This is a genomic window from Arthrobacter sp. TJ-254, assembly GCF_058269175.1.
The window spans coordinates 300,896-324,079 of record NZ_JBZCNF010000003.1; the positions used below are offsets into that span (position 1 = coordinate 300,896).

Consider the following 23,184-nt stretch of genomic DNA (forward strand, 5'->3'; position numbering starts at 1 on the left):
AGAACGGGTGGTGGGACAAGGGAACGGATTCCCAAAGCTGGATAGAAATAGGACACTACCGGTGCGCAATGGATGCCTTTACACGATCGTGTACACCTTCCCCAGTGCTGGCAGATGAATCAGGGTCTCGATAACAGGCTTTCCGGTGGCCGCCAGAATCGCTTGGCGATACGTGTCCATTTGCCCGAGGTAGTGGTCCCTGATGTGACCAGCCGGATCCTGCCCGGGGTAGCTCTTGTGATCGATCAGCACGTAACCCGCGGGGGTCTCCAGCAGAAGGTCGATCCACCCCTCCATCACCTGGTTCTGCTCATTCCGCCACGCGATGGGTGCCTCCCGGTACTGGACCGCGTCAGGGTAGGAAGCCGAAAGGAACTTGGTCAACCGTTCGCCGGCTACCAGGAGAACATCGGCACTGACTAGGTCGCCCACCTGCCACCGGTCGATTATCTGCTTCGCGAGTCCCAGCTGGTCGCTCTGCGCCAATGCGCCATACTCGGTACCGAGGTACGCGTGGATCGCTGAGCCTACTGCGTCCCAGCCTTGATCACCATGGGGAATCAGCCGGTCACCAAGATCGGCATGCTCGCTCGCGGTTTCCGGCTGGGAACCTGCCTGCTGCTTGCTTGCCTGGATCCGGGCTGGCGGATACTCCTCCAAGGTCCGAGTGCCGACGACGTCAGTGTATTGAGCACCCGAGGCTCCCGGATTGAGGGCGGCCTCCTGATCAGCGGTATAGGTGTGCACGTCAGCGGGCATCGGTTCAGCAGTGCCCGCAATGGAGATCAATCCTTCACTTCCCTCACCGGACCACGACACCAGACTGTCGACCCCCAGATCATTCAGGCCCGCAGGTGCGGACCCTTTCGCAGTGAGCATAGTCGTCGAGACCGATCGGGTCATCCCGACGTACAGCAGCCGTGCCGCGTTGCGGCGCTCACGCGCTTCGTTCCGGGCCAGGACGTCCGAACTCTTCGCCGCAGTGTCCAAGGGGGAGCCCCCGTAGGGGAACGGTGACGGCCAGAACCGGATCCACCGGCCGGCAAGGGGATTGCTCAGGTCAAAGGAGCCGTCGCTCTCCACCGCTGTACCGAAGGCCCGGGCTCCGACCTCCCTGTCGAGGCTTTCCATCACCACGACCGGCCACTCCAGACCCTTCGCCTTGTGATAGGTCAGGACGTTGACGACGTCGTCCCCGGAGTTCTCCGCTCCCATGGCGTCTGCGTCAGCAAGGAAGCGAAGGCTGCCGCGCAGCGTCCCGGGCGTCCGCAACGCCTTGGACGCCTCGTAGTAGTTGTTGAGCTCCGCGCGCACGGCGTCGAGGTTGCGCAGGCGGGTCTCCGGCGCGGACCAGGCCTTGATCAGCTGCGGAAGGTTGAGCGAGCTCACCACTCCCTCGAAGACCTCGGTGGGTGTCGCGCGGCTGGCCCGGCTTCTCAGCGAGGTGAGTGCCGCGCAGACCGGGTCCGCGGCCCAGCCGGTCAGCGTCTCGGACGGTTCGGCCGACCCGAGCAATTCCTGCTGCCAGCTCTGGTGGCTTCCATGGTCGGGGTGCAGGGCGACGATCTCGGTCAACGCCAGGGTGTCCCATGCATCGGCGACGAAGGCCATCGCCGCACGGGCGAGCTGCACCTCCCGCGCACTCATCAGCGGTTGACTGTTGAGGCTCGCCCGGACGCCGAGTGCGGCGAGGGAGGTAGCGATCGTCTCAGCTTCCTTGTTCGTTCGGGTCAGCACGGCGACGTCGGACGGTTTCAGTTCCCGCCGCGACAACAAGTGCGCGACACCGGTGGCCGTCGCCGCGAGGCGGTCTCCGGCATTGCGTGCCGGCCGGTTCCAGGCTTCCAGAGAGCCGGCCGGCCAGCCGGCATGGGCAGGGGTGATCGTCAAGGCAACTGTCGCCGGATCCATCCCGGCCGACTCGAACACTGGAACGAAGACGGCGTTGGAGAGGTCGATGACGGCCTGCTGCGACCGCCACGAATATTTCAGCTGGCGCTTCTCCGTTACATGGGCAACGACGGCGTTCATCAGCTCGGGGTCGGTCCCCCGGAACGCGTAGATTGCCTGTTTCGGGTCCCCGACCCACACTGCCTGTTCAACGAGCCCGCTGAGCTGCAGGAACAGCTCGAGCTGCAGGGGGCTGGTGTCCTGAAATTCGTCGACGACGAGGAACCGCACCCGTTGGGCGAAGGAGCTGCGGAAGGCCTCGTTGTCGCGCACCAGTTTCAGGGCGAGCGTTTCCTGGTCAACGAAGTCGATCACTCCGTGCAGTCGCTTGAACTCGGCGAAGGCGTCCATGCATTCGGCCGCGCAGGCGTAGACGAGCCGGATGAACTGTTCGACGTCGTCTTGAAATGCCGGATTGGAGAGCAGCCCCTCCTTGAACGCCGTCACCGGGCCCTCAAAGATCCGCTTGATCGGTGTTGAGGCCCCGGATGGAACAACACCGCGCCACTGCTCCCACGAAATGTCCTCCACCGAGGTCAGGGCGGTGATGCGGTCGACAATAGTGGGGAAGTTGTTGGTGAAGCTCGCCGCCCCCGTATTGACCGCCTTCCCTTCGGAGTCAACGCCGGTGCGGGCCGCAGCTTGGAGGTCGGGAAGGCACTGGCGGAACTGGTTCAACCAGGTGGGCCGGTCGTCGCTGTCAGCCCGAGGCTTCAGCAGGGATTGATAGCCCAACCAGGACCGCTCGGCACATCCTGCAAGGTCCCGTGGCGCAAGGAGGTTGTTGCGGGCGGCGTCGCAGATGCTGCGCACCAGGGACGCCCATTCGTTGTCCTCTGCCATGCTCATCCGGCGCGCGATCGGAAGGATGCGGTCGGAGTATTCGGCCAGGACGCTGTCGGTGGCGAGGTGAAAAAGGCCGTCCTGCTCACCCTCGGCAATGGGTTCGAGGGCCGGGGAGAGCCCGGCGTCGATCGCGTATTCGGTCAGCAGGCGGCTGCAGACGCTGTTGACGGTTCCGATGAGGCCCACCGACAACTGCTGTGCGGCGTCTTTTAGTTGCTGCGGATTTTGGCCCGTCGGAGGTGCATCGAGCAACCTGGCAGCAATCCGCTCCCTCAGTTCACCGGCAGCCTTCTTGGTGAACGTCGTCGCCATGATGCCCGACGCCGGGACACCCTCGGCGATTTTGTCAGCGATTACGTTCGTCAAGTAGTGCGTTTTTCCGGTGCCGGCACTCGCCGAGACCATCCGGACATTTCCTAGCTCATTCATGAGAAGTCCCCCTTCAATCCACAGAGCCTGCTGAAGTTGCAGAAAGTACACGGCGGTTTGGCATAGAACCGGCCGGCCGCCGCTGCCAGCTCCTCACCGGACGGCCCACCTTCAGTCACCCGCCCCGCCTCGACCAGCGGATCGGCTGTAACACGCCCGTTGAGGACCTCCTCGATCGAAAACTCGGCTGCCTTCACGGCCTTGTTCCACAGCGCCTCCGGGTCCTGTTCACTGACGAGCTGATTGCCGAAGGTCGGATTGGTCGATGCGAACGTCCCCTGTTTGAGAAGGTAGTACGCCGCCGGGGCGGCCTGAGCGTCCTCTTCCTGGAGCGACCACTGATAGAGCGCGAGCTGGAGTGCCTTGCCCTCCCGGACTTCGGATACCCGATATTTGTCCTTGTTGCTCCACTTGAGGTCGATCACCACTGACCGCCCAGCGTCGTCAATTCCGACGACATCGACCGAGCCTTTCACCGGCACGGTGACAGGTTCCCCGCCCACCGTGAGGTCGAGCTCCTTCTCGAAGGGATGCTCCACCGACTCAATGGTGATTCCGGCGGCGCTAAGGGTCGAGAAGAACTTCATGACCGAGTCGAGCACAATCGTCCGGACGTTCTTGAGCCGTGCGCTGTTGCCCGGCAGCAGGAACTCCGAGGCGAGGTAAGGCAGCAGTGCCTCCAACTTGGCTTCAATCTCCTCGGGTGTCGGCACTGCCCGGTGCGCGGAGGAGAGATCACGCTGGAGTTCCTCAACTAGCTTGTGGACGAAAGTGCCGATCATCTTGTTGCCGCTGGAAGTGCTTTCTGCATCTGCCGGCCGAATTTTCGCCTTCTTGTCGAGCACCCATGCCAGGGAACAGCCCAAGAGGTTGCCCAGCTGGCTGAAGGACAGGGAAGTAGGCAGAAAGTCCAGGCGGGGGCCGACGTCGAATGCAACCGGTGGCGTGGTGATGGGCCACCGGGGAACGGGAACCAGGGCTGCTGAACGGCCCGCAAGGTGCCAGCGGCTGTCGTGGACCGTCACGTCAGGGGAGACGGTCACTGCGGCAACCCGTGCTCGCAACGATTCCGACGCACCCGACGGTGTGGCTTCGATCGGCTGCGCCGCAACGAGGGCTTCAAGCAGGGGGTTCCCCTCCGACCGTTCACCGTCGAGCTGTGCTGTTGTGACGATGAGCAGGTTCCTGCCGCGCTGACTCGCTGCAAGTGTCTGTGACACCTGCAGCGCGGCCATGCTTTCGGGGGTGGGCAGCTGTACGCCAACAGCAGCAAGGGCGGCCATGTCCTGAGCGTCCCAGCGGCGGAACCTCGGGCTCGATGCGGACTGAAATCCCCACCAGAGCACGTCGTCGACGTCGTCCATCAACTCGGACAGGTGATTGAGCCGAAGCCAGGGCGAGGCCTCGGCGGGGGCAAGCGGGCTCGAACTTTCGGCCACCACCGAGGAGATGATGCGGCGCAGGTCAGTGCGCGAGACGGCAGGGAGTCCCGAGATGAGGGAGAGGAGAGTCTGCAGCTGCGCCGCTGTCGACTTCAGTTCCTCGTCGTGTGCCGCGAGAGCGCCCAGGCGCTTGGCAAGCCATGCTGCCTTGGCCGCAAGCTGCGCACCGGTCACTCCGCTCCCCTCAAGGAGGAGCTCACTGGAGAAGAGACGGTCGAGCTCCGCGGCGATGGCGGGTCCCCGTTCCAGTTCGGCCGCAATATTCCCAAGGGCTTGCTGCCAGGCGGGCCCTCCGGTCCCAGGCTCCGCCTTGAGTGCGCCGAGGAGTTCCCGGGCGGCATGCCCGCGCACGGGACCGGCTGGCAGCGAGAGGAACTCACCCAGCAGCTGTACGTTGGCGGGACCCCAAATGACTTCCATGAAGAGCGGGATGATCTGGTCCTGCGCCCTCCACCGGGACTTGGCGCCGATGCCGAGCCGGGGGAGACCGTGGGTCCCGAGATAGTGGTCAAGAACGGACGTCGGGTGGGAGGTCACCACGGCAGTACTGGGCAGCAACCCGACGCTATTGGGAGACATGGAGGCGAGCCACCGAGCACTATGCTCTGCAGCCTCCCACTCCGTCTCTGCCTGCAGGACGGTGATCCGCGGCCATGCATCCGCGGGGACAGCAGGCTCCAGAACGGAGGTTCCACGGGCTTCCAACCTGTCCAGGATGCGCTGCCAGATCACGGGGAAGGACCCGCGCGTATGTTGCAGGGAGACCGTTGAAATACCAAGTGCCAAGGGAGAGTCGAGGGCGCCGAGGAGGTCAGCGATATCGTCGGCAAGTGCAGGGGAGAGAGGTAGCTCAACTTGCTCCAGCCCAGACAGGCTGCGGAGGAGGTCCGAGGCGGCTCCTGCGGGAAGCTGGCCGTCCCATCCGTTGGCGACGAGATCGTCGCGTGCTTCGAGGAGTTCGTGGGCGGTTGACCACGGGTCGACTGCAAAAGAATGGTGGAACCAAGCATCGGCCTGGTCAAGCTCCTGCAACCGGGCAGCGTACTGATTGACGCGGTCGATGTGCGAGACCTCCGGGCGGGTGATGCCTAGGCGGGTCTGGAGGAGTCCAGTGAATCCGAGGGGACCCACGCGGACGGCGTTCAGCCCTGGATTGTTGAAGGCCCACGGTGCGCGGTCCAGGAACCAGCCGAACTCTACTTGCATCATTTCCCCTTGTGATGATCCGGCGTTCCGCATCGTTGCGAAATCGAAGGTAGCGCTGGTGGAACACGCAGGGTGAGTCCCGTGCGTTGGCGACGTTATTCGGCGTTCAGGATGGCGGGAGTGTGCGCAAAGTTGGCGCAAGGCGAGCTTGGTGGGCTGGGCCCGCGTAAAGCAACAACTATCGCACGTGCATTGATTCCCCCTGCATGCCATTTGGTGAGAACCTATCTGCACCGCTATTCGCAGGTTAGCAAGGTGCACTGACAATTCATCCGCTCGGCCAAGTGGGTCTCCGCCGGAGTCATACGAAATGAATATCCGAGGTTCGAATTCCTCAGCGTGCTGACCGTATATCTGCCCCGACTTTCGCTCGCCTGCATACCCGTCAGCAACCACACCGCAAGGCTTTCGACGGTATGATCTATTTGATTTTGGTTATTTCTTTTGGGGAGACCACTGGCTTCGGATACTTCGAGTGCGAGCGACATGCCTAGCGACGATCACCAAATGTATGTCACCCGATGCTTTAGAAGGAGTTCCCATGCCCGAATCCCGTCCGATTGACACCGCCGCTGAACCGTTCACCGAAGGCGTCGGGCAAGTTGATGCCAAGCAACTGCCTCAGCCCGTTAAGGTTTGCCGGAAATGCAGTGTTCAAAGCGAAACCAGCGGGGACTTCTGCCCGAACTGCGGCACATCGTTTCTATTGCGGACACGGCGCCTCCGACTAAGCAAGCGCATGATGATCATCCTCGCCGCCATTCTTGTGGTTCTAGCCGCTGGTTCCGCGGTGGCTTTGAGCGTGCAGCATGCCAATCAAGTTGCCGCTGAGGAGGAAAGAGCAGCAGCGGTGGCGGCCGAGAAGAAGGAACGGGAGGATGCGGCCCAAGCTGAGGCGGACCGTGAGGAAGCGGAGAGGAAGGCGGCGGAAGAGGCAGATGAACTGGAGCGCAGCATCCGCCTTCTTACCGTGACCAGCCTTGAGGAATCGGTGTTGGAAGATGCCAAAAAGCGAGTCGCCGACGGCATTTTAACCGGTCCAATCATCCGTGCTTCGTGCACTCCGCTCGGCGGAGGCTCCACTGATGATCTCACCGCAATCACGGGCACTTTCAAGTGCATTGCCGTTAATGAGGAACATGACGACGGAACCGCGTCGGGCTACCGGTTCTCTGCGACCGTGAACTGGGACGAGGGAAGCTACTCCTGGAATCTGGGCGACTGAGTGCTTCTTAGTAGCACACCGCCACAGTAGGGCTGCGTTACGTTCAGCCACGGTTGCGCAGCACCTGCATGAAGGCCTCGTTTGGCCGGGCATTCGGCAGCACTTCCCGGACCTTCTCAAGCGACTGGAGTGGAGAAAGCTCGGAAACCAGTGAGCCATACAGGGCAGCAACGGCCGGAGTGCGGCTCTCCATGCGTACGCAGTGAAGCAGTACCCGCTTCCCTTCGGCGCGGAAGGTCCGGACGGCGTTGGCGGCGTCGTCGAGCACGAATTCAAGGTGGGCGTTCTTGCCGGGGGCAGCTTCGTCGAGCAGCCAGAAGCTCGCCCGATTTTCCTCGGGCACCTTCATCGCGTCTGCGGTCCCAATCCTGGATAGAGATACGACGGCGTCATAGTCATTGCGGTTCAGTGCCGGCGCACCGCCCAGCAGGACACCGTCATCCAACGGATGTGCAACGACGCCCGTCTGGTCGGCGGCGATGAACGCCGAGTTGTCGAAATGTTCTACGTTGGGCCAGGCTCCGGGGGTCCGGCCATTACCGTGGACGAGCTGAAGACCGAGCGTCATCAGATCAGAGGTCCTGTGGCCGGGCCAACCGTGAAGGCGGCGGCGCCATTCGAACGGGACAGCAGAAAACCCATAGGCCGCCCCCAGCAGTCCGCCGGCAATGGCGGCCACCGTGTCGGTGTCACGACCGCCGCGCACGCATGCTTCGAGTGCCGCTCGAAGATGGGCGGGACCGGCGCCAACGCCCTTCGTCGATAAGATAGCACTCCATGCACCCTGGAAGGCCTGCACGACCCAACCGTTCCGGTCGAAGTTGCGGGGGAGGGCAGATTCGGCTGCTTCGATACGGCGAAGCCAGAGCTCCGCCCGTTTCACATCCAAGGTGCGAAGTCCCACGCGGACATCGATGTCTCCAGTGAATACTGCGTGCCGGATAGCCAGACACCACAGGGCGCAGGCCTCTCCGGCATCAGGGTCAAAGTGCGTCAGTTCGCTGACCATGACTGCAGCATCCCGCAGAACTTCCGGTTCTGCCCCCAGATAGGCGAGAGCAATCGGAGCCGTGCGCATGAGGGAGCCGTTTCCTCCGGAGCGTCCGGTGCGGCGGTGCAGCTCCGCAGCGGCCGTGAATGCGGACTCAGCAAGGGATCGGTGTTCATCCTGCTCCCGCAGGCGCGTAACGGAGCCAAGGACAGTGCGGGTTTGTGCCCCCACGTCCTTGCTCGTGCGAGCCCAGGTTATCCACCGACCGACTATTGCAGACAGCGTTGCGGTATCCGTGGGAGTCCACAGGGCGTCGGCGCCATCGACGACCGAGTCCGCAATCGCGATTGCCATCGCGGTGTCATCCGTCCACTCCGCAGGGGCAAAGCCAAAGGGGCCGCCGCCTTTCATCGCAACCTCGGCCTCATCCGCCATAGGTTCGCCAAACTCGTAGCCCGCGCCAAGTGCATCTCCGGCCGCCAGTGCAACCAGGACGCCGGCGGCGCGGTCATTCTGTAGTGAGTTCAGGTGCATGTGGACCTCCAGGTAATTCGGATACGGAGTCGAGAGCGGAGTGACGTCAATCAGCCATCAGAGGGTGCCGAGTGTCCCATCCTGTGAGGTGCACCAGCGCTGGTCGTGAACCAGGCTGAGTATAGGTCACGCCGTTAGTGGTCACTGGACCCGGTTGGGCCGTAAGTCCCAGCTTCATCACATGCACTGCCAAGTCGCGTGCGGACTGGGCAGGAGTAGGCACAGTAGGTACGTCGCCCGCGAGCTGAATATCGAGCGTCGCCGCGTCAACGATCGCCGCATAACTCTGGACGAAGAGTCGATGGCTGCCAAAAAGCTCGAGCATCAACGCCTTGCCGGCGAGTCCGACAATCACGCCGCGCTGCCCGTCAATCGGATCGGGGACCGAGAGCTGAGCCGACCGCTGTCGGGCATTCATGTGATCGACCAGTGAGCGGGTTGCGGATACGGCGTTCATCCCTTGGAACCGATCCACCCTTCTCCAAATCCGATCCTGCTGCCGGCCGCCTGCAGCTCCGCGGTTGAGTTCAACGCGGACGTTGAGCGGGGCTCGCCGTCCGGAATGGGAGTGACTGGCCGAACCGCCCCAGCGGCCCTGTTCGACACATACGGTTTCCACCTCACACGACTCGCCAGGTGCAATGACGACGTCGCGGGCGCTGACCCTGTGCTGATGTCCGCCTTCGAGCAGTTCGCCCTCGAGAAGCAGTGCGGGCTTGGTGCCGTTATTAGTGACCGCAAGCCGATCGACCTGAGGGCCGGAAGGGAGCTCCGTGACGGCAAGATCTGCCGAGATCCCGGTGGCGAGACTTATCGAGGACGCACCCTCGGCCCAGACCGGAAAAAGGGTGAAGGTCCCTACTCGGTGGCCGCTTCCGATGTGCAACTGCTCGATTTTCATGTATGCCCCCGACTGAGCCCCAGTGCGACCCCCTAGAGATATTGAGCAAGTCTGCTCTAAATCAAGGCTAGGGCTATTTGTCTTTTTGTGCAAGAGTGCGCAAAATGAGTGCATGGTTCCCACCGACGAAGTCACTGCCCAACTGCAGCGGTACCCCCGCCCGTCGGTAGCCGTGGACACTGCGGTTCTCACCAGCTCCGCGGGGAGGTTGCAGGTTCTGCTTGTGAGGAGCCCGTTGTCGCCATCGGGGTGGGCGCTGCCCGGAACCTTCCTCCACCAAGGGGAGACCCTCGCGCAGGCGGTCCTACGATCGCTGCGAGATAAGGCCGGCGTTAGCGGCCGCACCCCGCGGCAGCTCCACGTCTTCGACGATCCGGGACGTGACCCGCGCGGCTGGGTCCTATCCGTTGCCCATGTCGACCTGGTGGCCGAATGGGACCTTCCAATTCCTGAGGATGACTCAACTTCCCGGCTCGTGGACGTAGAGGAAATCCTTGCCGGCGGGTTTGAGCTTCCGTTCGACCACCCGGTCATTCTGGCAAAGGCGCGGGAGTACGTACGCTCCGCCTACGGAGATCACCCCGACCCGTACAGCCTCCTGAAGGAACCTTTCACCCTGCGCGAACTGCGAACTCTTCACGAGGTGGTGGCGGGTGAAAGCCTCCAGCGCGACACTTTCCGTCGCAAGATGGAACCTCAGCTCAAGGAAACCGGACAGATGACAGATGGCGGAAGGGGCCGGCCCTCCCGGCTCTTTCGTAGGTAGCGGGCGCAGCTCGATTCACCCCGAGTTGCCCCAGCGTTCGCCGGCTCCCAGCGCTTCTAGCAACGCAACGACGCGCGCTCCCTCGCTGCTGGCGCGCTCTTCAGGAGTCAAATCGCTACTGAGCGCTAACAGCTTTCGACGAATCGACGCCTCCGTATCGGTGAGCGCCTCCCGGTAGTTGTCAGCTAGCAGGTAGGAGTGACTGTCCGTGGCATGTGCCAACACCATGTCCAAGAAGATCTCGAGCAGTCGGGCAGCCTCTGCAACATCGCCGCCGTCGCTCAGTGGCAGGAGCGCCAGTTTGTCCTTCCATGCATACTCGTCCAACGGATCCTCGAACAGTGTGATGGCAGTGGCTACCTCATGGCTGTTCGATGACAGCTTTGGAAGTGCGCGACGGACGTCGTGCACAATTTCGTGGAAGTGGTCGTCGGTCAGGCCGAAACCGACGAACAGCAGATGATGGGTGATGAGGTTCGCTTTTACGAGTGCGGAAAGTGCCGACCGGGTCGAGCTGTAGCCGAGGTAATCCTCTCGGGTCAAAACGATCGACTCCGGTTCAGACACGGTGCCGTGTAGCTTAAGGAGCCAACGGTCCGTCCCGCCGGAGAAATCACCTGGGATGACTGCAAGCGATATCCCTGCGTCTTTGGAGGCCTGTTCGAACAGTTCGTCGTAATTGAGGGTTATTGCTTGTTTGCTCGGCAGGCTCGCGAGTATGGCCGGAGCCAATCCGTACCGCTCGAGCCGTACCTCTTTTGCGATTGTCTCGTTGAGGCTCCGTTCGGACTGTGCGAAGACTGCGCGAAGGATGCTCGCCTGATCCAGCACGTGGCGCTTTGTCAGCTCGGACAGTTCATCCTGGTTCAAGCCCGCTGCTGACGCCAAGCGGTCGATAAGTCCCGCCCAGGTCGGGGCACCGGCACTGATACTCACACCCGCACCCATGAACGGGACGAGTCGGCCCTTTAGTGCGAGTCCTGCCAAGCGCTGAGCGTGTTCCTGCAAATTCGGGTTCAACTCGTTCCATAAAGAGCGTCCCGAGCGGATTCTGATCTGTTGGGCGAGTGCGAAATCCTTCTGGTCTTGGAGCACCAGGGCGATGTCGACTCCCTCGACGTCTGCCAGTCGCTCGCATTCATTGAGCACACATCGCATCACCTCACCCCTAATCTTCCCGGCACCGCCGCCCCCAGTCCCGAAGAGAGGAAGCGCGAGCAATGGAATCGGGCGCCGTGGGGCACCGGTTTCAGGATCCCTCTCAACCATGGTTTGCCGACGCACCCGAGCGGCCTCCGTGGCGGTTTGGGTGAAATGCTGCAGGGCCGGGAGTATGTCCTCTGCTTCGCTGATTCCATGCATGGGCACGGCCGTGAGGACTGGTAGAGGCAGATGAAGCGGCCAGTCCTCAACAGCGAAGGACAGCCTCTTCTCGACATGGAAGGGCTTAGTCCGAGCGGGAGCGACCGCATCGGCAAGTCCAGGCACCCCCTCGGTCCACGTTTCGTTCACGGACGGGGTGTGGTCGGTCGGCAGCAACCATGCATCGCAGGCAAGGTTCTTTAGATCGCCCATGGTTACGAACACATGCGAAGTTGCCATGCTTTTTCATATCACGGCCGCGGCTCGTCGTTCCCACATGAAATGCTGACACTGAACGTATCTGAGTCATACCGTGTTCTAATGACCGATCCGATGAGGCATGAGTCGCGGAACACCTTCAGGTACTTACCGCCGATCCTTTTCTAAAATGTCGTCCTACCCGCCTAAAGTCGGCATGGCAGTGAGGCGGTGATGTAGTACAGCGGTGCAGGAGTATTCGGTCTGTGACATTGAAAAGTCACCCTATCGGCTTCGTTTTCTCACATTCGCTGAAGTCGACGTTCGCTGCAGGTCCCAACTACGAAAAGAGTGCTCTGTGAGTTACCACGAAATCCTCGATGCCGACCATGTTGCCGAAGCAGCTGCCCTGGTGCGCCGTTACTACCTTCCACTGGAGGGAAACACCAATCCCCGCACCGGGACGCGCTTCGATGATTGGGCAGGAGGCGGGGACCATCCTGGCGTCGCCGATCGCATCACGGCTGACGACCTCGTGGCGGTGTCGTTTCTCTCGGTCGACATCAAGGGACGAGCGGCTATCGGCCTGCTCGAAAAACATGCAAAAGAGATCAACGAATTGCTGCATCAGATCCCCGTCGAAGTGGACTTGTGGAACGCAGACATCGATGCACTCAATTCACCGGATAGCCCGGCTTCCCAGTTGTGGCACCTACTTCGCGGCCGGAAGTACGGTAGATGGGGAATTGGCCCTACGAGGGCGAGCAAGATCATGGCGCGCAAGCGGCCTCGACTGATTCCCATCTATGACTCGGTGGTGCGGCCGCTAATGGGCCTGGACCATTCCGGCGGGCAATGGACGACCTGGCATGCCGCGCTCAATGATGGCACCGGTTTGCCTGCACGTCTTGACGCTATCCGGCGTGCAGCGGAGGCGCCGGCGAACATCTCGGCGTTGAGGGTCATGGATATTGTGCTGTGGATGCACGGGATCGAACTGGGACTGGAACCGGTCAACGATGAGGACGACCTCGTCGGATCCGAGAACTAACCGTGGGTGGAATTCTCACCCGGCCACACGGCGGCAGCTGGCGTGAGCCCAAGGAGTCCCGCTACGCGAGAGAGGCCGATCTTCAGCAGATCCTCGCCGACCACCCAAGTCTCATCCCTGGAGTCGGCGACGATGGGGTTGCATGCAAGGAGTTCCAGTCCGGAGTTGGCCCAGCGGACTTGATCGTTGTTGATTCGGCGGGCGGTCTCACTATTGTCGAATGCAAACTCGCGTCGAATCGGCAGGTGCGCCGGGAGATCATTGGGCAGATGTTCGACTACGCATCCGCCTTTTGGCGAATGTCAATGGACGAGTTCGAGGAACGTTGGTTCAAACGCACCGGTAAGAGCCTCACCGACAGCATGGTGTCTGTGGAACCTGGCTTCACCACCGCTGTCGCGGCGAACCTTGCAGAGGGGCGATTCAATATCGTCTTGGCGGTCGACGCTATCAATATGGATCTGAAGCGAATCGTCGAGTACCTCAATGCAACGTCTGGGCCGGCAACTTCTGTTATTGCCGTTGAGTACAAGCGGATGATTACGGAGCATACTGAAATCCTGTTGCCAATGACCTACGGCGAGGAGCTGGCCAGCGCGAAAGCAGCCGACTCTGCACGGGCGCAAGAGCGTTGGACGGAAGCCGAGTGCCGTTCGTGGATTGAGTCGGACGATCCGGTGAACTTGGTGAAGTTCGACATCCTGCTTGAGGAGGCTCGACACCGTGACATACCGTTTGTTGGCTCGGCGAAACGGGCGAAGAGTATCCCAACCGGGTCGCTCCAGATTGCATTGGACGACACCGGTAGGACCGGGTCCGTGTACCTCTACCACTACGCGACGGGATCGACCTCGCTCGAGCTGAGCTTCACACGTGTGCCGAAAGTGACAGCGTCAGAGCCCAACGGCAAACGGTTCGCTGACTTCCTGCAGCGCCTGTCTGGAATCGAGGAGTTTCGTGCCGCGGCCGCAATCCTGGGGGAGTCCCGGTGGAAGCGCCGACCGAATGTTTCGCTCACTGACATATCCGCCGATTCACTGCGGAGGTTCGTCGCTGCCTTGGCCGAGCTGAGGTCCGCCTAGACGGTCGTATATGCGCGGAGTTTTAGGACTCAGTCGCCGGATGACGAGGGCTGTGGCGAGCGCTCGCCAGTTCGGGCGATCGACTCGTCGTTCCTGGTTAACCCACCATCGGCTTCCACTGTTGTGCGCTCGACAACGCCCGCGCAAGTTCTGGACCGCCGGCTTTCCACAACAATGCTGAGTCTCCAACGACGACGAGCAAGCTCCGTGCGCGTGAAAGCCCGACGTACAACTGCTCTGGAGCTCGGTCCATTTCTTTGAACCCATCGACGCACAAGATGATGACCGACCGCTCAAGGCCCTTAAAACCGAGTACATGTCCGTAGAACTCGGATTCAGCGGCATGAAAATCGCTCCAGTACTCCTGTGTGGCCTTCCGCTCAAAGTAATCCAAGTGGATCGGATGACGGTGATGCGTGGTGAGGAGAGCGATCTGGTTGTTGACCCATCCTTCGTCGAGCAGCGCTTCTATACAGTCCCCAGCAACTTCTAGGGCATCCTCCGTCGAGCATTCAACACGGCGCACAGGCAAGCCGGGTTCGCCACGGGGGGTGAAGTGCTCACCGGCGAACGACTTGAAAGTTTCCGCGATACGGCGGGTATTGCGGAGATTCTCATCGATATGAATAGGGACCAGGTCCGCAGCGGGGCCATGTATGAAGTCGTTGGTAGCGCCGCCCCAGCGGCGGTAGACATCTTGGCGGTCGTCCATAAAGGCGTAAATCTGCCCTTCGGACTGGTCCTTCAGACAAGCGGTCAAAGCCTCCCACCAGAGCGGCGCGAAATCTTGTGCCTCGTCGATGATGATCGCGTCGAACTTTTGCTCGAATGGCAGTTCCGCTGCCTTGTCCCTGAGATGTTGTGGCACTTCCTCATCAAAGTAGGCCTGCCCGTCGCCGTCCGGTACGCCCAGGGAACGGACATAATCGTGAAATTCACCGGTGAAGGCAGGCTTGGCGTGGCGCCAGGAAGAAACGCGGTTCTGTAGGTGTTGCGCCAGGCCCTTGTTGTAGCAGAACAACCCCACCCGCTGACCCTCTCGGCACAACGAGCGTGCTTTTGCCAGGGCAAGCCAAGTTTTGCCGCTGCCGGCACCCCCGGTGAAACGAATGCGGGGAATGTCGCGGGTGGCAGACAACAGGACGGCCTGACGTACCGTCAGCTGGTCCTGCCGGTCTTCAAGCTCCTGCGGATTCGTTTCGGGGTTCGGAGGTGCTTCAAGCGTTCCTTCGAGCCGCCGGGCGATTCTCTCTAAGTAGGCGGGTGCCAACGGCGTCGCTCCACTACCCTGAGTTTCGATCGCCCGGCGGATCTTATCGGCCGGTGACTTAAGGTCGCCTTGATCAAGAAAAAGGGAGCGCGGGCATCCGCTCATCACCCAACCCTGTGGGAGGGAGGTGTAGGGCAGGCAGGCCATGTAGGCGAACCGGCTCCTCAATGGTGTGCCTAACTCATCACTGATCCAGTTTCGGAAGGCGTGCATGGCCCCCTGCGACTGGGCGAGTGGGCCTTCTTTGAGCTTGTGGCGGCCGCTTGTGCCCCCGGACTGATACCACTGCCCGTTCTCTACGGTGACAAGTCCACCCTTGACTTCAATGGCAGCAAGTCCAACTCCGGGCCACAGGACGAGAATATCGATTTCGTGTTCGGTGTTTCCATCACGGACGTGAACCGAGTGGGCCAGGACGACGTCGTCGGGAAGGCTTGCGCGCAACACTTCCCACACCGCGCGCTCGGCCGACTGACCCTCACTGAACTCCGGTTCTTGCGGTATGCAGTACACGAGCTTCCTCTCGTTCACGCTACGACCTAGGGACTAGAGAGCCACCGTTGACGGCAATTCTCCTGTGGCTCCCGAAATGCCGTGCTGCTTGATCCGGTTGTCCCAACCTCGAAGATTGGCGAAGGGCATGATGGACTCCCGGTCCGGCAGCTCGGGTGACCCTGCAAGGTCCACCCGCTTCGAAAACGCTCTGAGCATCAGAGTTTCGGCACGTGCGGGTTCTGTGGTTGGGGAGAAATGCACAAAAGCCTTATCGAGATTGGCGAGGACCTTGAGCCACCATCCGCCCGCGTGAGGTTTCCGCGCCCCGATAGGTGTTCGGTAGTACTGACTCACTCTGTTCCGAAGGGATGTGCCGGCGAGGCCGACATACACAATGTGCTCCTCTGGGAGCCAGAATTTCGCCACTCTCTGGCCTAGCTCCGGACCGGTCACAGGCCGATGGTGCAAACCGATCTCCGGACGGACCGCTGTCAACCGCGCTAGTGCCCCGGCAGACAGAGAAGGCTCTGGCTTAGACGAGGTTGAGGTGTCCGGGTCGGCAGCAAAGGAGACGACGTAGACGCCGGGGCCTTGCTCCGGGATGCGTTGTCCCCACGGCACACAGCCTGCAGGTTCTAGCTCGGCGGCCGCCAGGAGCGCCCGGATCGTTTGAGTCACGATTTGTTCCTTCCGTGAGATGTGATTGATGGTTTTCTCAAAGTGTTCTCCATGTGCGTTCTTTAGAGATCGCGCAATTCCGTTCACGGCATCGGTTCATTGACTTCACCGTCCGTGCCAGATCCGCCTCGCAAGCACCCCGAGCAGTCAGCGCCGGCTTGCGTGAGATTCAAAGAGGTCACTTCTCCCGCATGATCGTCACAGTCGGCATGTTGCCAATATCGCCGACTTCATACCCTCCCCGCGTATGCGCGCTCACCAGGACGGTCTTTGGGTCATTCCATGAACTGCCAGGGGCACGACGGTAGAATTCTCGGACCTCGTGAGCGCTTCTCCCGCCGTAATTCGAAAAGAATCCCTCTCGGAGGCCCGCGGTCGCGAAGCCGTTGCTGATGACGACGGGAATGAGCCATTCACTGTGTGGTTTGTAGACCATGGTGCGGTCTGCGCGGGACAAGGATCGGTCGGCGGACCCGCGGCCTCGCGGTTCCGATGGTCCTGACAACGTCCGGCGAATATGGATGCCCTTGCGCAGCTTCAACGCCGCTTCAGCCATGAACTGGGCGGTCTCGATGTCCAGTTCACTCAGGTCCACCCGCCGCTCCACCGTGATTACACGGCCACGGAGGGGCACGTATTTACCCTGGCTCATGCCTGAGATCCAGTCGGACATGCCCGCGAAACTCACCACCGCCAAATGTGTACCGTAGTCCTCCACCTGCCAGAAGATGAAGCGGCCCTTACCCATGTCCGTAAGCATTCCGGTGTGCATCGGACGCAGATTCTGCAAGGCACCCGTCAGGCCGGCCGGCGTGGCACGTTTGCAATTCCTGCGCGTTGCGGCGCGCAAGGTGTTGCTCACGTCGTGGTACGCGAACAATCCGAACTTTCCGCGGCAGACAAGGCTCAGCAGATTCCGGAGGGCGGCATCGGTCAGTTTCGTGAGGTCGGTGCCGCTTGGCATAGATCGAACGATTCGCTCGTCCAGTTCCAGTGCGGTGTCCAAGGCTTTAAAAAGGGCAGGGTGGTCCTTAGGAGCGAAGCTTTCGAGTGTTAGTCGCAAGTCCTCCAGCACAGGTTGCCCGATACTCAGGGTTGTGGACACTGGGTCTATCGGCACAGCTATCTTGATGCCGCCCGGCCCCGGCTTCGCCTCAGGATCAATTTCTCTCTGATGCCGACGAGCGTCCAGCTCTCGTCTTATCTGAACTGCCACCGGGTTCAAAACGGTTCGGGCGGGAGCTTTTGGTGTCGGTGGCCGAACTGTTGCACTTGGGGTTGGCAAGGCCTCGGGACGTAGCGGAGGAGCAGCCCGCAATCCAGCACGCTTCTGTGCCGCCGCTGCGGTGCGATCTCCTTCGGCTTGAAGCGCCTCCAAGCGCCGGTGATGACGCACAATTTCGGCCCATGAACGATTTGGGAGTCGCTTCAGCTGATGGCGTGCGGGTAGGAAACCGAGGGCTACGAGGTGGGACCTGAACTCCCGCTCGATCCGGTCATAATCCTCCAGCGTGATGTGGCCCTCAGGGTCCGGCCTGTAGGTGATGCGGGTCAGGGGTTGAAGTTTCGGGGGACGATCTACCAGGCGCCGTAGGCGGTCAACCTCCTCCGGAAACAGGCGTGTTTGACTGGGCTTGGACTTCAAGCGGATCCCCGATCGACGCGCTGCTCGGATCAAGTCCTCAATCTTCAGCCCTGTCTCGTGGGCGAAAGTGCCCAGCGTAACCGCTCGGATCGGGGCCCTGCGCCGGCTCTGATCCGGAGTGCCTCGGAAATGAGTAGCAGTTCGTTGAGGTTCAGGCTGTCTCGGGAGAGATACTCGCTTACTTTCAACCAACGGGACGTTCAACACGTTGTACTTGAATTCTCTAAGTGCCGCTTGTTGCTCTTCGGTGAGCGCGCTCATTCGTCCCCGTTCATACAAATCTACGTATGGGGAAAGATTACCTAGCATCACCGACATTTGTGGCTCGGGCGCGTCCTATCCGAGACAGGGCCAGAGGCTGATTGCAATTACCCTTACCCAAAGCGCCGCTTCTAAAGGCCTTGCCGACGAATGGAAAAATTAAGGGAGCACCGTCAGGTACCAAGAGCAATCTTTACGAATCACGAGTCGCTAAGATGCTCATCACCTGTCGGGGCGCTACGGAGAGCCTTGCCCCCGCCATAAAGGGAGACAAGTGCGCCGGCAACGTAGGACGACTTGTCTCAACCGCCACACAGGAACGAATCATGTGTCACACTCGGCCTGCGCTGGTGGGTGGGGGGGGAATCATTCGTGTCGACTCGCTTCGTGCCCGTAGCGCCTATCTAATGCATGTATGTTGTCTCTGTGGGGGAACTCAAAGGTTGGAACAAGGCTGAGACAGACGTGCTCGTTTCGGCTTATTTCGGGATGCTCGAACAGGAAACGCAGGCCGAAGCCTATTCGAAGACCGCATACAATCGGTACGTACAATCTCTCACCGGACGCAGTAAAGGGTCTATCGAGTTCAAGTTCTGCAATATCAGTCATGTTCTCTGGGAAGCGGGATTGCAGTACGTCAAGGGCTATAAGCCCCGAAGCCACGTGCAATCATCCCTTCGAACTGCCGTGCTCGAACTCGCTAGGCACAATGCGCGGGACATGGTGCGGCTCGACAGCGAGACGGACGATAACCGCGCGGTTCTCGAGCAAACCGAGACAGTGCCGGCGTCGAAGAGAAGCGACGCCGTTGACAAAGGAGGCCTCATGCCGAACCTCAATGATTCCTCCACCGGAACGGAAGGCTTGTGGGAGGGGTTGGCGAATCTGTGGGATCGAGCGACAGGCGGGACAGATGTCGCCGCGCGTCCCGACCATCCAGTCGATTCTGTCTGGCCGTCCACCCTTCGCCCGGCGGGCGTAGCAGAGGCTTGCAACTGGCTGCGGGACGGCATCTCAACTGGCGCTCCACCGCGATTCCTGTTTTTGGTTGGTGGGCCTGGAGCAGGGAAGTCCCACGCCACCGCACAAGTAGTGCAGGGATTGCGGTCCGTGAATGCTCCGGAACCGGGTTTGGCCCATCGAGTCTATGAATACACTGGCGTGAACGCGGACGTCGTCGTCGTGAATGACGCCACTATCAATTTGGAGCCTTCGGAGAAGGCGCCCCTTGTATCTGATATCAACGCCATCGCAATAAGTCCGAAAGCCCAGATCGGGGAACACCCACGACACCTCATGGCATGTGTGAACCGCGGCATCCTGGTGGAAGAAATGAGCGAATCCCGCCGACGGAGTTTCTCCGATGTGGGGGCCGGTGATGTCATCGTCAGATGGTTGTTTGACCCCTCGTCGGTGGACGAACTTGAAGTGGCGTGGCGCCTAGCCGATATGTCGGGGCATGACTTCATTCGATCTGCACAGCTCACCCACTCCGGCCGCCACGTAGCCGACGTCGTTGCCGTTTTTGTCGACGAAAGCTCACTTTTTGAAGAGCAGCCTGCCGTTAGGATTGGTGCTGATTCGCGGGCTACGGCCGACTCATACAGGATTACCCCGTTGTTGGAACGCATCGGTTTAGATGAGAACCGTGCACCAGCTGCGGATCTACTGGTCAAGATCCTTGAAGTGGTCGAGAGGAGGGCGAACGCGCCAAAGGAACTTGATACGGATGGTATGGCCGATCCTCTCGCAGCCAACATTGAATCGTTGCGTTCACAGGCGGTGCGGTCGGGCTTGCTGACTGTAGCTCGCAGCGCCGAGTTAGCGTCAGCGACTCGCATGACTTATAGGGAGCTTTGGGGATTCCTAACGCGCGCATTGGTAGGCGATGCACCGTCCCATATGCCCCGTGAGAAACTCGGTCGCTACATCCTGTCGAATCAACCAACAGGGTGGGGAACGACAGAAGACTTCGAAGCGATGAAGAAACTTGCGGCCCTGAGGTTCAGCCAGGGGATTTTCGGAGTTTCTGTACGGTCGACTGCGTCCGTAGGCGCTCTACGAGATCCGGTCCTCAAGCTCCTCGTTCCGATCGACCCAGTACGAGATGCAGTGCCCGGGTCCGAACCGAGTGCGGTCGACAGAGGCTGGGCGACCCGAATCTCGGACGCGTTTGGCGTTCATTCCTCCGAGGGGACTCCCCTCGGGAGCCTGCTGGAATTGGAGCCGGAGGGAAGCCCCTTTGTCGACGCAACCACGGATTTTGATCGACGGGTAGATAAGGCATTCATCGATCTAATCCAATCATCCGCCCTGAAGGACTCCGATAGGTTGGACGCAACCGTCTGGTACGGGTCATACCTCACGCGCCTGTATGCCGTCTCATATGGAATTTGTGCCTTCCGGCGGGAGATCGGCGTGCTGGTTCAGACCTGGACCCAAGCCCCCCATCTCCCAGATTCCCTGAAGTCTCGGCTTCGGACTCTTATTCAGCCGAAGCGGGATCCATTGGAACCGAATTCTTCGTCCCTACTCCCACTGTTCGACAGCCGGACGGAGCCGATCACTGGCCGGGCGAGCGCGCCAAAACTAGCGCTTCGGGTGAAGGATTTGGAGCTGTCGACCGACAGAGAAGGCCAAGGCGAGCAGGTGCTTCTCGTGGTTGGTAAGGACGGGACCACCTTGAGCAAAGTGTCTCTGGACTTTCCATTGATCCGCGAGGCGCTCGCTTGCGTCGATGACCACATAGGAGTAACGGACTTGATCGATGTCACGGCCCCTCGCTTAGAAAGAATCCGAGCTTTAAGGCTGTCATCCCGTCTTCTGGATGGCGCAGAATTTTGCCTCGCTGACGGTGACCGGGAAATGCAGATCACCCAGCAGAACACCAAAAAGCCATGACCAACACCGGGCCCAAAGCCAAACACCTACTCCTCCCGTTCAACCGGCCCGAGTACTTTTCAGTTCCCGAGGCACTACTTTCAGCATTGGCATGGCGCGCCTATGAGTATGCGGCCGATGCTGATGCGACGAAGCCCACAGGTTTGATGTATAAGGCGGAACCGAAGGAAACTCCTTACCTATCCCTTCGGCGGACGATGCCAGAAGGGGACTCCGCTGCTGCACTAGGACGCGGACTCAAAAATAGGGGCTTGAGTACCGAGGCCTCGGACCTGCTCCTAGGTGAAGCTGCAGCGTCAAGTGTCATGGGTATCCGTATCGAGAAGACTGGCAACCAACCGGCTAGTCCCATGACGCCGGCCTTGGCGCTTATGCAGAACCCCCGAGGTGTCCTGGTGAAAAAGGGACCACCGGACTTTGGCTCGATCATTGAAAGCCTATTCGCTGTAGGGCACGGCGTCGGAGGGCCTCAGGCCTCCGCAACCGAACTTTGGCTGCGTGCTGCAGATCAGAGACTCAGATTGGACCCATTCCTCGCGGCCGTCGATGCGTCCATGATGGAGGCCGTCTTTGAAGGACGGAGCACCCGGCGCTCGTCGATCCCGGTCGCTGAGGAAAGCCTCGAATGGTGCGGATATTACCCCGATACACCCTTCGAATGGTTCGCCGAATCGTGGACTGCGTTGACATCAGAAGCATGGGTTGAGGCACTGCCGGCGCGAGTATGGGTTGATTGGGCCACTACGGTGCTTCGCCTCGCAACTGGAATGGGGTTCCTCTGGGAGTACGCCTGGTATGAAGCTCTTGGGCAAGCGATTGTGCAAGATTCCGTGCCCGATACTTTTGAGGAGTTGAGGGCGACGGTCAGAGCCCCCCTGCCCTGGCAGTCTAGTAGGTCCTCCATCTCCGTTCGGGATGTAGGTTCGACCATCAAGTGGCGTATCGCTCGAGGCGAGCGGATTCGCAAGGTCCTGAAGGAACGACTGAACGAAGTTGACGCCGATCAGGACGCCATGGACTTCTTGAGAACTGCCGCGTCAAGCGACTTCCGTTCATCATTGGCAGCTGAGATGGCCGACAAGAAGGAAGCAGGCAAACTCGTCTGGGAAACCGTCAAATATGGGCTGCAAGTGAGGGAATCCAGCGGTCCCTTCACTGATTACTACGGCATCCTCAAGACCAGAGGCAGAAGGTATGTCGTCATAGATCCTGGCACGGAGTGGATTGCGGTCGTTGCTAGCCTCACCTGCGGTGAACCCAAGACCCAGTGCAATGTGGGGGCGGTTCTGCGCGACCTCACGAAACTGGGAATGCGCCCGGAGTTAGGCGATCTTGTCTCGCTGCTCGAGCGTGCAGGAATGGCGAGAGGCAGCGCAGATGCTGACCACGCCGTCATCGTTGAAAGTGCTTTCTAGGAGAAGAATGACGAACATCTCGTTGGGTAAAGTCCTAGGACAGGCCCTCGCCTCGACCAATGGCCTGATCCACATCCATCTACCGGAAGGGGTGGGGCTAGAGACTGCGGAGAGCATCGTTCGTTCAGCTAACACTGTCCGCACTCAAACTCCACCGTTCGCCCTTCTGGTAGCTGCCGGTCCCGAATCGCTTGGGGATCCGTCTTGTCCTCGAGTCAGCCCACAACGGACTATTCAATATCGACAGGGTGACCATCTCGCGGTCGTTTATGGGCGTCAGCCTGACTTGTCATCGTTTGTTCAGGTATTCCGGGAGGCATTCGGCCAAAGCTTCCCGGAACAGGCAGAGGGGCCTGTGGCTCTTTCACGGCTCGCGGATCGAATAGTTGGGGCCTTCATCGATGAATTTGGAATTCAGGCTCTGGCCGAAGTCCAGAGAAACCAATGCTCGGCTATCATCTTCTCCTGCCTGCAGGCCCTATCGACGATTCATTCTCGGTCAGCGGATACGGGGCGCGGTTGGAACGCGGTGTGGT

14 protein-coding genes are annotated in these 23,184 nt (G+C 60.6%); 6 read left to right on the plus strand and 8 right to left on the minus strand.

The genetic code is table 11. The annotated features are described in order from the left end of the window. Positions 1-78 precede the first annotated feature (78 nt). Together AC4D14_RS10060 and AC4D14_RS10065 are read right to left on the minus strand one after the other, a co-directional pair. Complete coding sequence (locus AC4D14_RS10060; RefSeq protein WP_490901925.1) at positions 79-3,225, minus strand: UvrD-helicase domain-containing protein; 3,147 nt, start codon at positions 3,223-3,225, stop codon at positions 79-81. Next, complete coding sequence (locus AC4D14_RS10065) at positions 3,222-5,876, minus strand: RecB family exonuclease (RefSeq protein WP_490901926.1); 2,655 nt, start codon at positions 5,874-5,876, stop codon at positions 3,222-3,224. The genes AC4D14_RS10060 and AC4D14_RS10065 overlap by 4 nt, the downstream gene beginning before the upstream one ends. Positions 5,877-6,414: 538 nt before the next feature. On the opposite strand from AC4D14_RS10065, the gene AC4D14_RS10070 reads away from it, so the two are divergent. Further along, a complete protein-coding gene (locus AC4D14_RS10070) occupies positions 6,415-7,098 on the plus strand; it encodes a DUF2510 domain-containing protein (RefSeq protein ID WP_490901928.1) in 684 nt (227 codons plus the stop codon). Between the two features lie 43 nt (positions 7,099-7,141). On the opposite strand, the gene AC4D14_RS10075 is transcribed toward AC4D14_RS10070, so the two are convergent. Both AC4D14_RS10075 and AC4D14_RS10080 read right to left on the minus strand, forming a co-directional pair. After that, positions 7,142-8,623, minus strand: a complete 1,482-nt coding sequence (locus AC4D14_RS10075) for an ADP-ribosylglycohydrolase family protein (RefSeq protein ID WP_490901930.1) — start codon at positions 8,621-8,623, stop codon at positions 7,142-7,144. 46 nt (positions 8,624-8,669) lie between these two features. Then, a complete protein-coding gene (locus tag AC4D14_RS10080) occupies positions 8,670-9,524 on the minus strand; it encodes an ARPP-1 family domain-containing protein (RefSeq protein WP_490901931.1) in 855 nt (284 codons plus the stop codon). Between the two features lie 112 nt (positions 9,525-9,636). Here AC4D14_RS10080 and AC4D14_RS10085 point away from each other — a divergent pair, with 112 nt between their 5' ends. Then, the gene (locus AC4D14_RS10085) at positions 9,637-10,290 is read left to right on the plus strand and encodes an NUDIX hydrolase (RefSeq protein WP_490901932.1); all 654 of its coding nucleotides are present in this window, start codon (positions 9,637-9,639) and stop codon (positions 10,288-10,290) included. Between the two features lie 15 nt (positions 10,291-10,305). On the opposite strand, the gene AC4D14_RS10090 is transcribed toward AC4D14_RS10085, so the two are convergent. Beyond that, the gene (locus AC4D14_RS10090) at positions 10,306-11,892 is read right to left on the minus strand and encodes an SIR2 family protein (RefSeq protein WP_490901934.1); all 1,587 of its coding nucleotides are present in this window, start codon (positions 11,890-11,892) and stop codon (positions 10,306-10,308) included. Positions 11,893-12,208: 316 nt separating this feature from the next. Here AC4D14_RS10090 and AC4D14_RS10095 point away from each other — a divergent pair, with 316 nt between their 5' ends. Then, positions 12,209-12,901, plus strand: a complete 693-nt coding sequence (locus AC4D14_RS10095; RefSeq protein WP_490901936.1) for a DUF6308 family protein — start codon at positions 12,209-12,211, stop codon at positions 12,899-12,901. A 2-nt stretch (positions 12,902-12,903) separates the two neighbouring features. Beyond that, positions 12,904-13,983 carry a hypothetical protein gene (locus tag AC4D14_RS10100; RefSeq protein WP_490901938.1) on the plus strand — a complete coding sequence of 360 codons (1,080 nt, stop codon included), beginning with the start codon at positions 12,904-12,906 and terminating at the stop codon, positions 13,981-13,983. A gap of 97 nt (positions 13,984-14,080) precedes the next feature. Here AC4D14_RS10100 and AC4D14_RS10105 read toward each other — a convergent pair whose 3' ends face one another. The 3 genes from AC4D14_RS10105 to AC4D14_RS10115 all read right to left on the minus strand — a co-directional run bounded on the left by AC4D14_RS10105 (position 14,081) and on the right by AC4D14_RS10115 (position 17,531). After that, positions 14,081-15,784, minus strand: a complete 1,704-nt coding sequence (locus AC4D14_RS10105) for an NERD domain-containing protein (RefSeq protein WP_490901940.1) — start codon at positions 15,782-15,784, stop codon at positions 14,081-14,083. 15 nt (positions 15,785-15,799) lie between these two features. Beyond that, entirely contained in the window at positions 15,800-16,513 is a 714-nt protein-coding gene (locus AC4D14_RS10110) for a hypothetical protein (RefSeq protein WP_490901942.1), read from the minus strand. 91 nt (positions 16,514-16,604) lie between these two features. After that, the gene (locus tag AC4D14_RS10115) at positions 16,605-17,531 is read right to left on the minus strand and encodes a hypothetical protein (protein WP_490901944.1); all 927 of its coding nucleotides are present in this window, start codon (positions 17,529-17,531) and stop codon (positions 16,605-16,607) included. Positions 17,532-18,758: 1,227 nt separating this feature from the next. Between AC4D14_RS10115 and AC4D14_RS10120 the strand changes: the two genes are divergently transcribed. Both AC4D14_RS10120 and AC4D14_RS10125 read left to right on the plus strand, forming a co-directional pair. Then, complete coding sequence (locus AC4D14_RS10120) at positions 18,759-21,233, plus strand: hypothetical protein (RefSeq protein WP_490901945.1); 2,475 nt, start codon at positions 18,759-18,761, stop codon at positions 21,231-21,233. Then, positions 21,230-22,648 (plus strand): hypothetical protein, encoded by a 1,419-nt coding sequence (locus AC4D14_RS10125; RefSeq protein WP_490901947.1) that lies wholly within the window; start codon positions 21,230-21,232, stop codon positions 22,646-22,648. The genes AC4D14_RS10120 and AC4D14_RS10125 overlap by 4 nt, the downstream gene beginning before the upstream one ends. Positions 22,649-23,184: the final 536 nt, after the last annotated feature.

Bases quoted from the DNA above. Each gene is read 5' to 3' on its own strand.
- AC4D14_RS10060 (WP_490901925.1), bottom strand. From the start codon at position 3,225: ATGAATGAGCTAGGAAATGTCCGGATGGTCTCGGCGAGTGCCGGCACC.
- AC4D14_RS10065 (WP_490901926.1), bottom strand. From the start codon at position 5,876: ATGATGCAAGTAGAGTTCGGCTGGTTCCTGGACCGCGCACCGTGGGCC.
- AC4D14_RS10070 (WP_490901928.1), top strand. From the start codon at position 6,415: ATGCCCGAATCCCGTCCGATTGACACCGCCGCTGAACCGTTCACCGAA.
- AC4D14_RS10075 (WP_490901930.1), bottom strand. From the start codon at position 8,623: ATGCACCTGAACTCACTACAGAATGACCGCGCCGCCGGCGTCCTGGTT.
- AC4D14_RS10080 (WP_490901931.1), bottom strand. From the start codon at position 9,524: ATGAAAATCGAGCAGTTGCACATCGGAAGCGGCCACCGAGTAGGGACC.
- AC4D14_RS10085 (WP_490901932.1), top strand. From the start codon at position 9,637: ATGGTTCCCACCGACGAAGTCACTGCCCAACTGCAGCGGTACCCCCGC.
- AC4D14_RS10090 (WP_490901934.1), bottom strand. From the start codon at position 11,892: ATGGCAACTTCGCATGTGTTCGTAACCATGGGCGATCTAAAGAACCTT.
- AC4D14_RS10125 (WP_490901947.1), top strand. From the start codon at position 21,230: ATGACCAACACCGGGCCCAAAGCCAAACACCTACTCCTCCCGTTCAAC.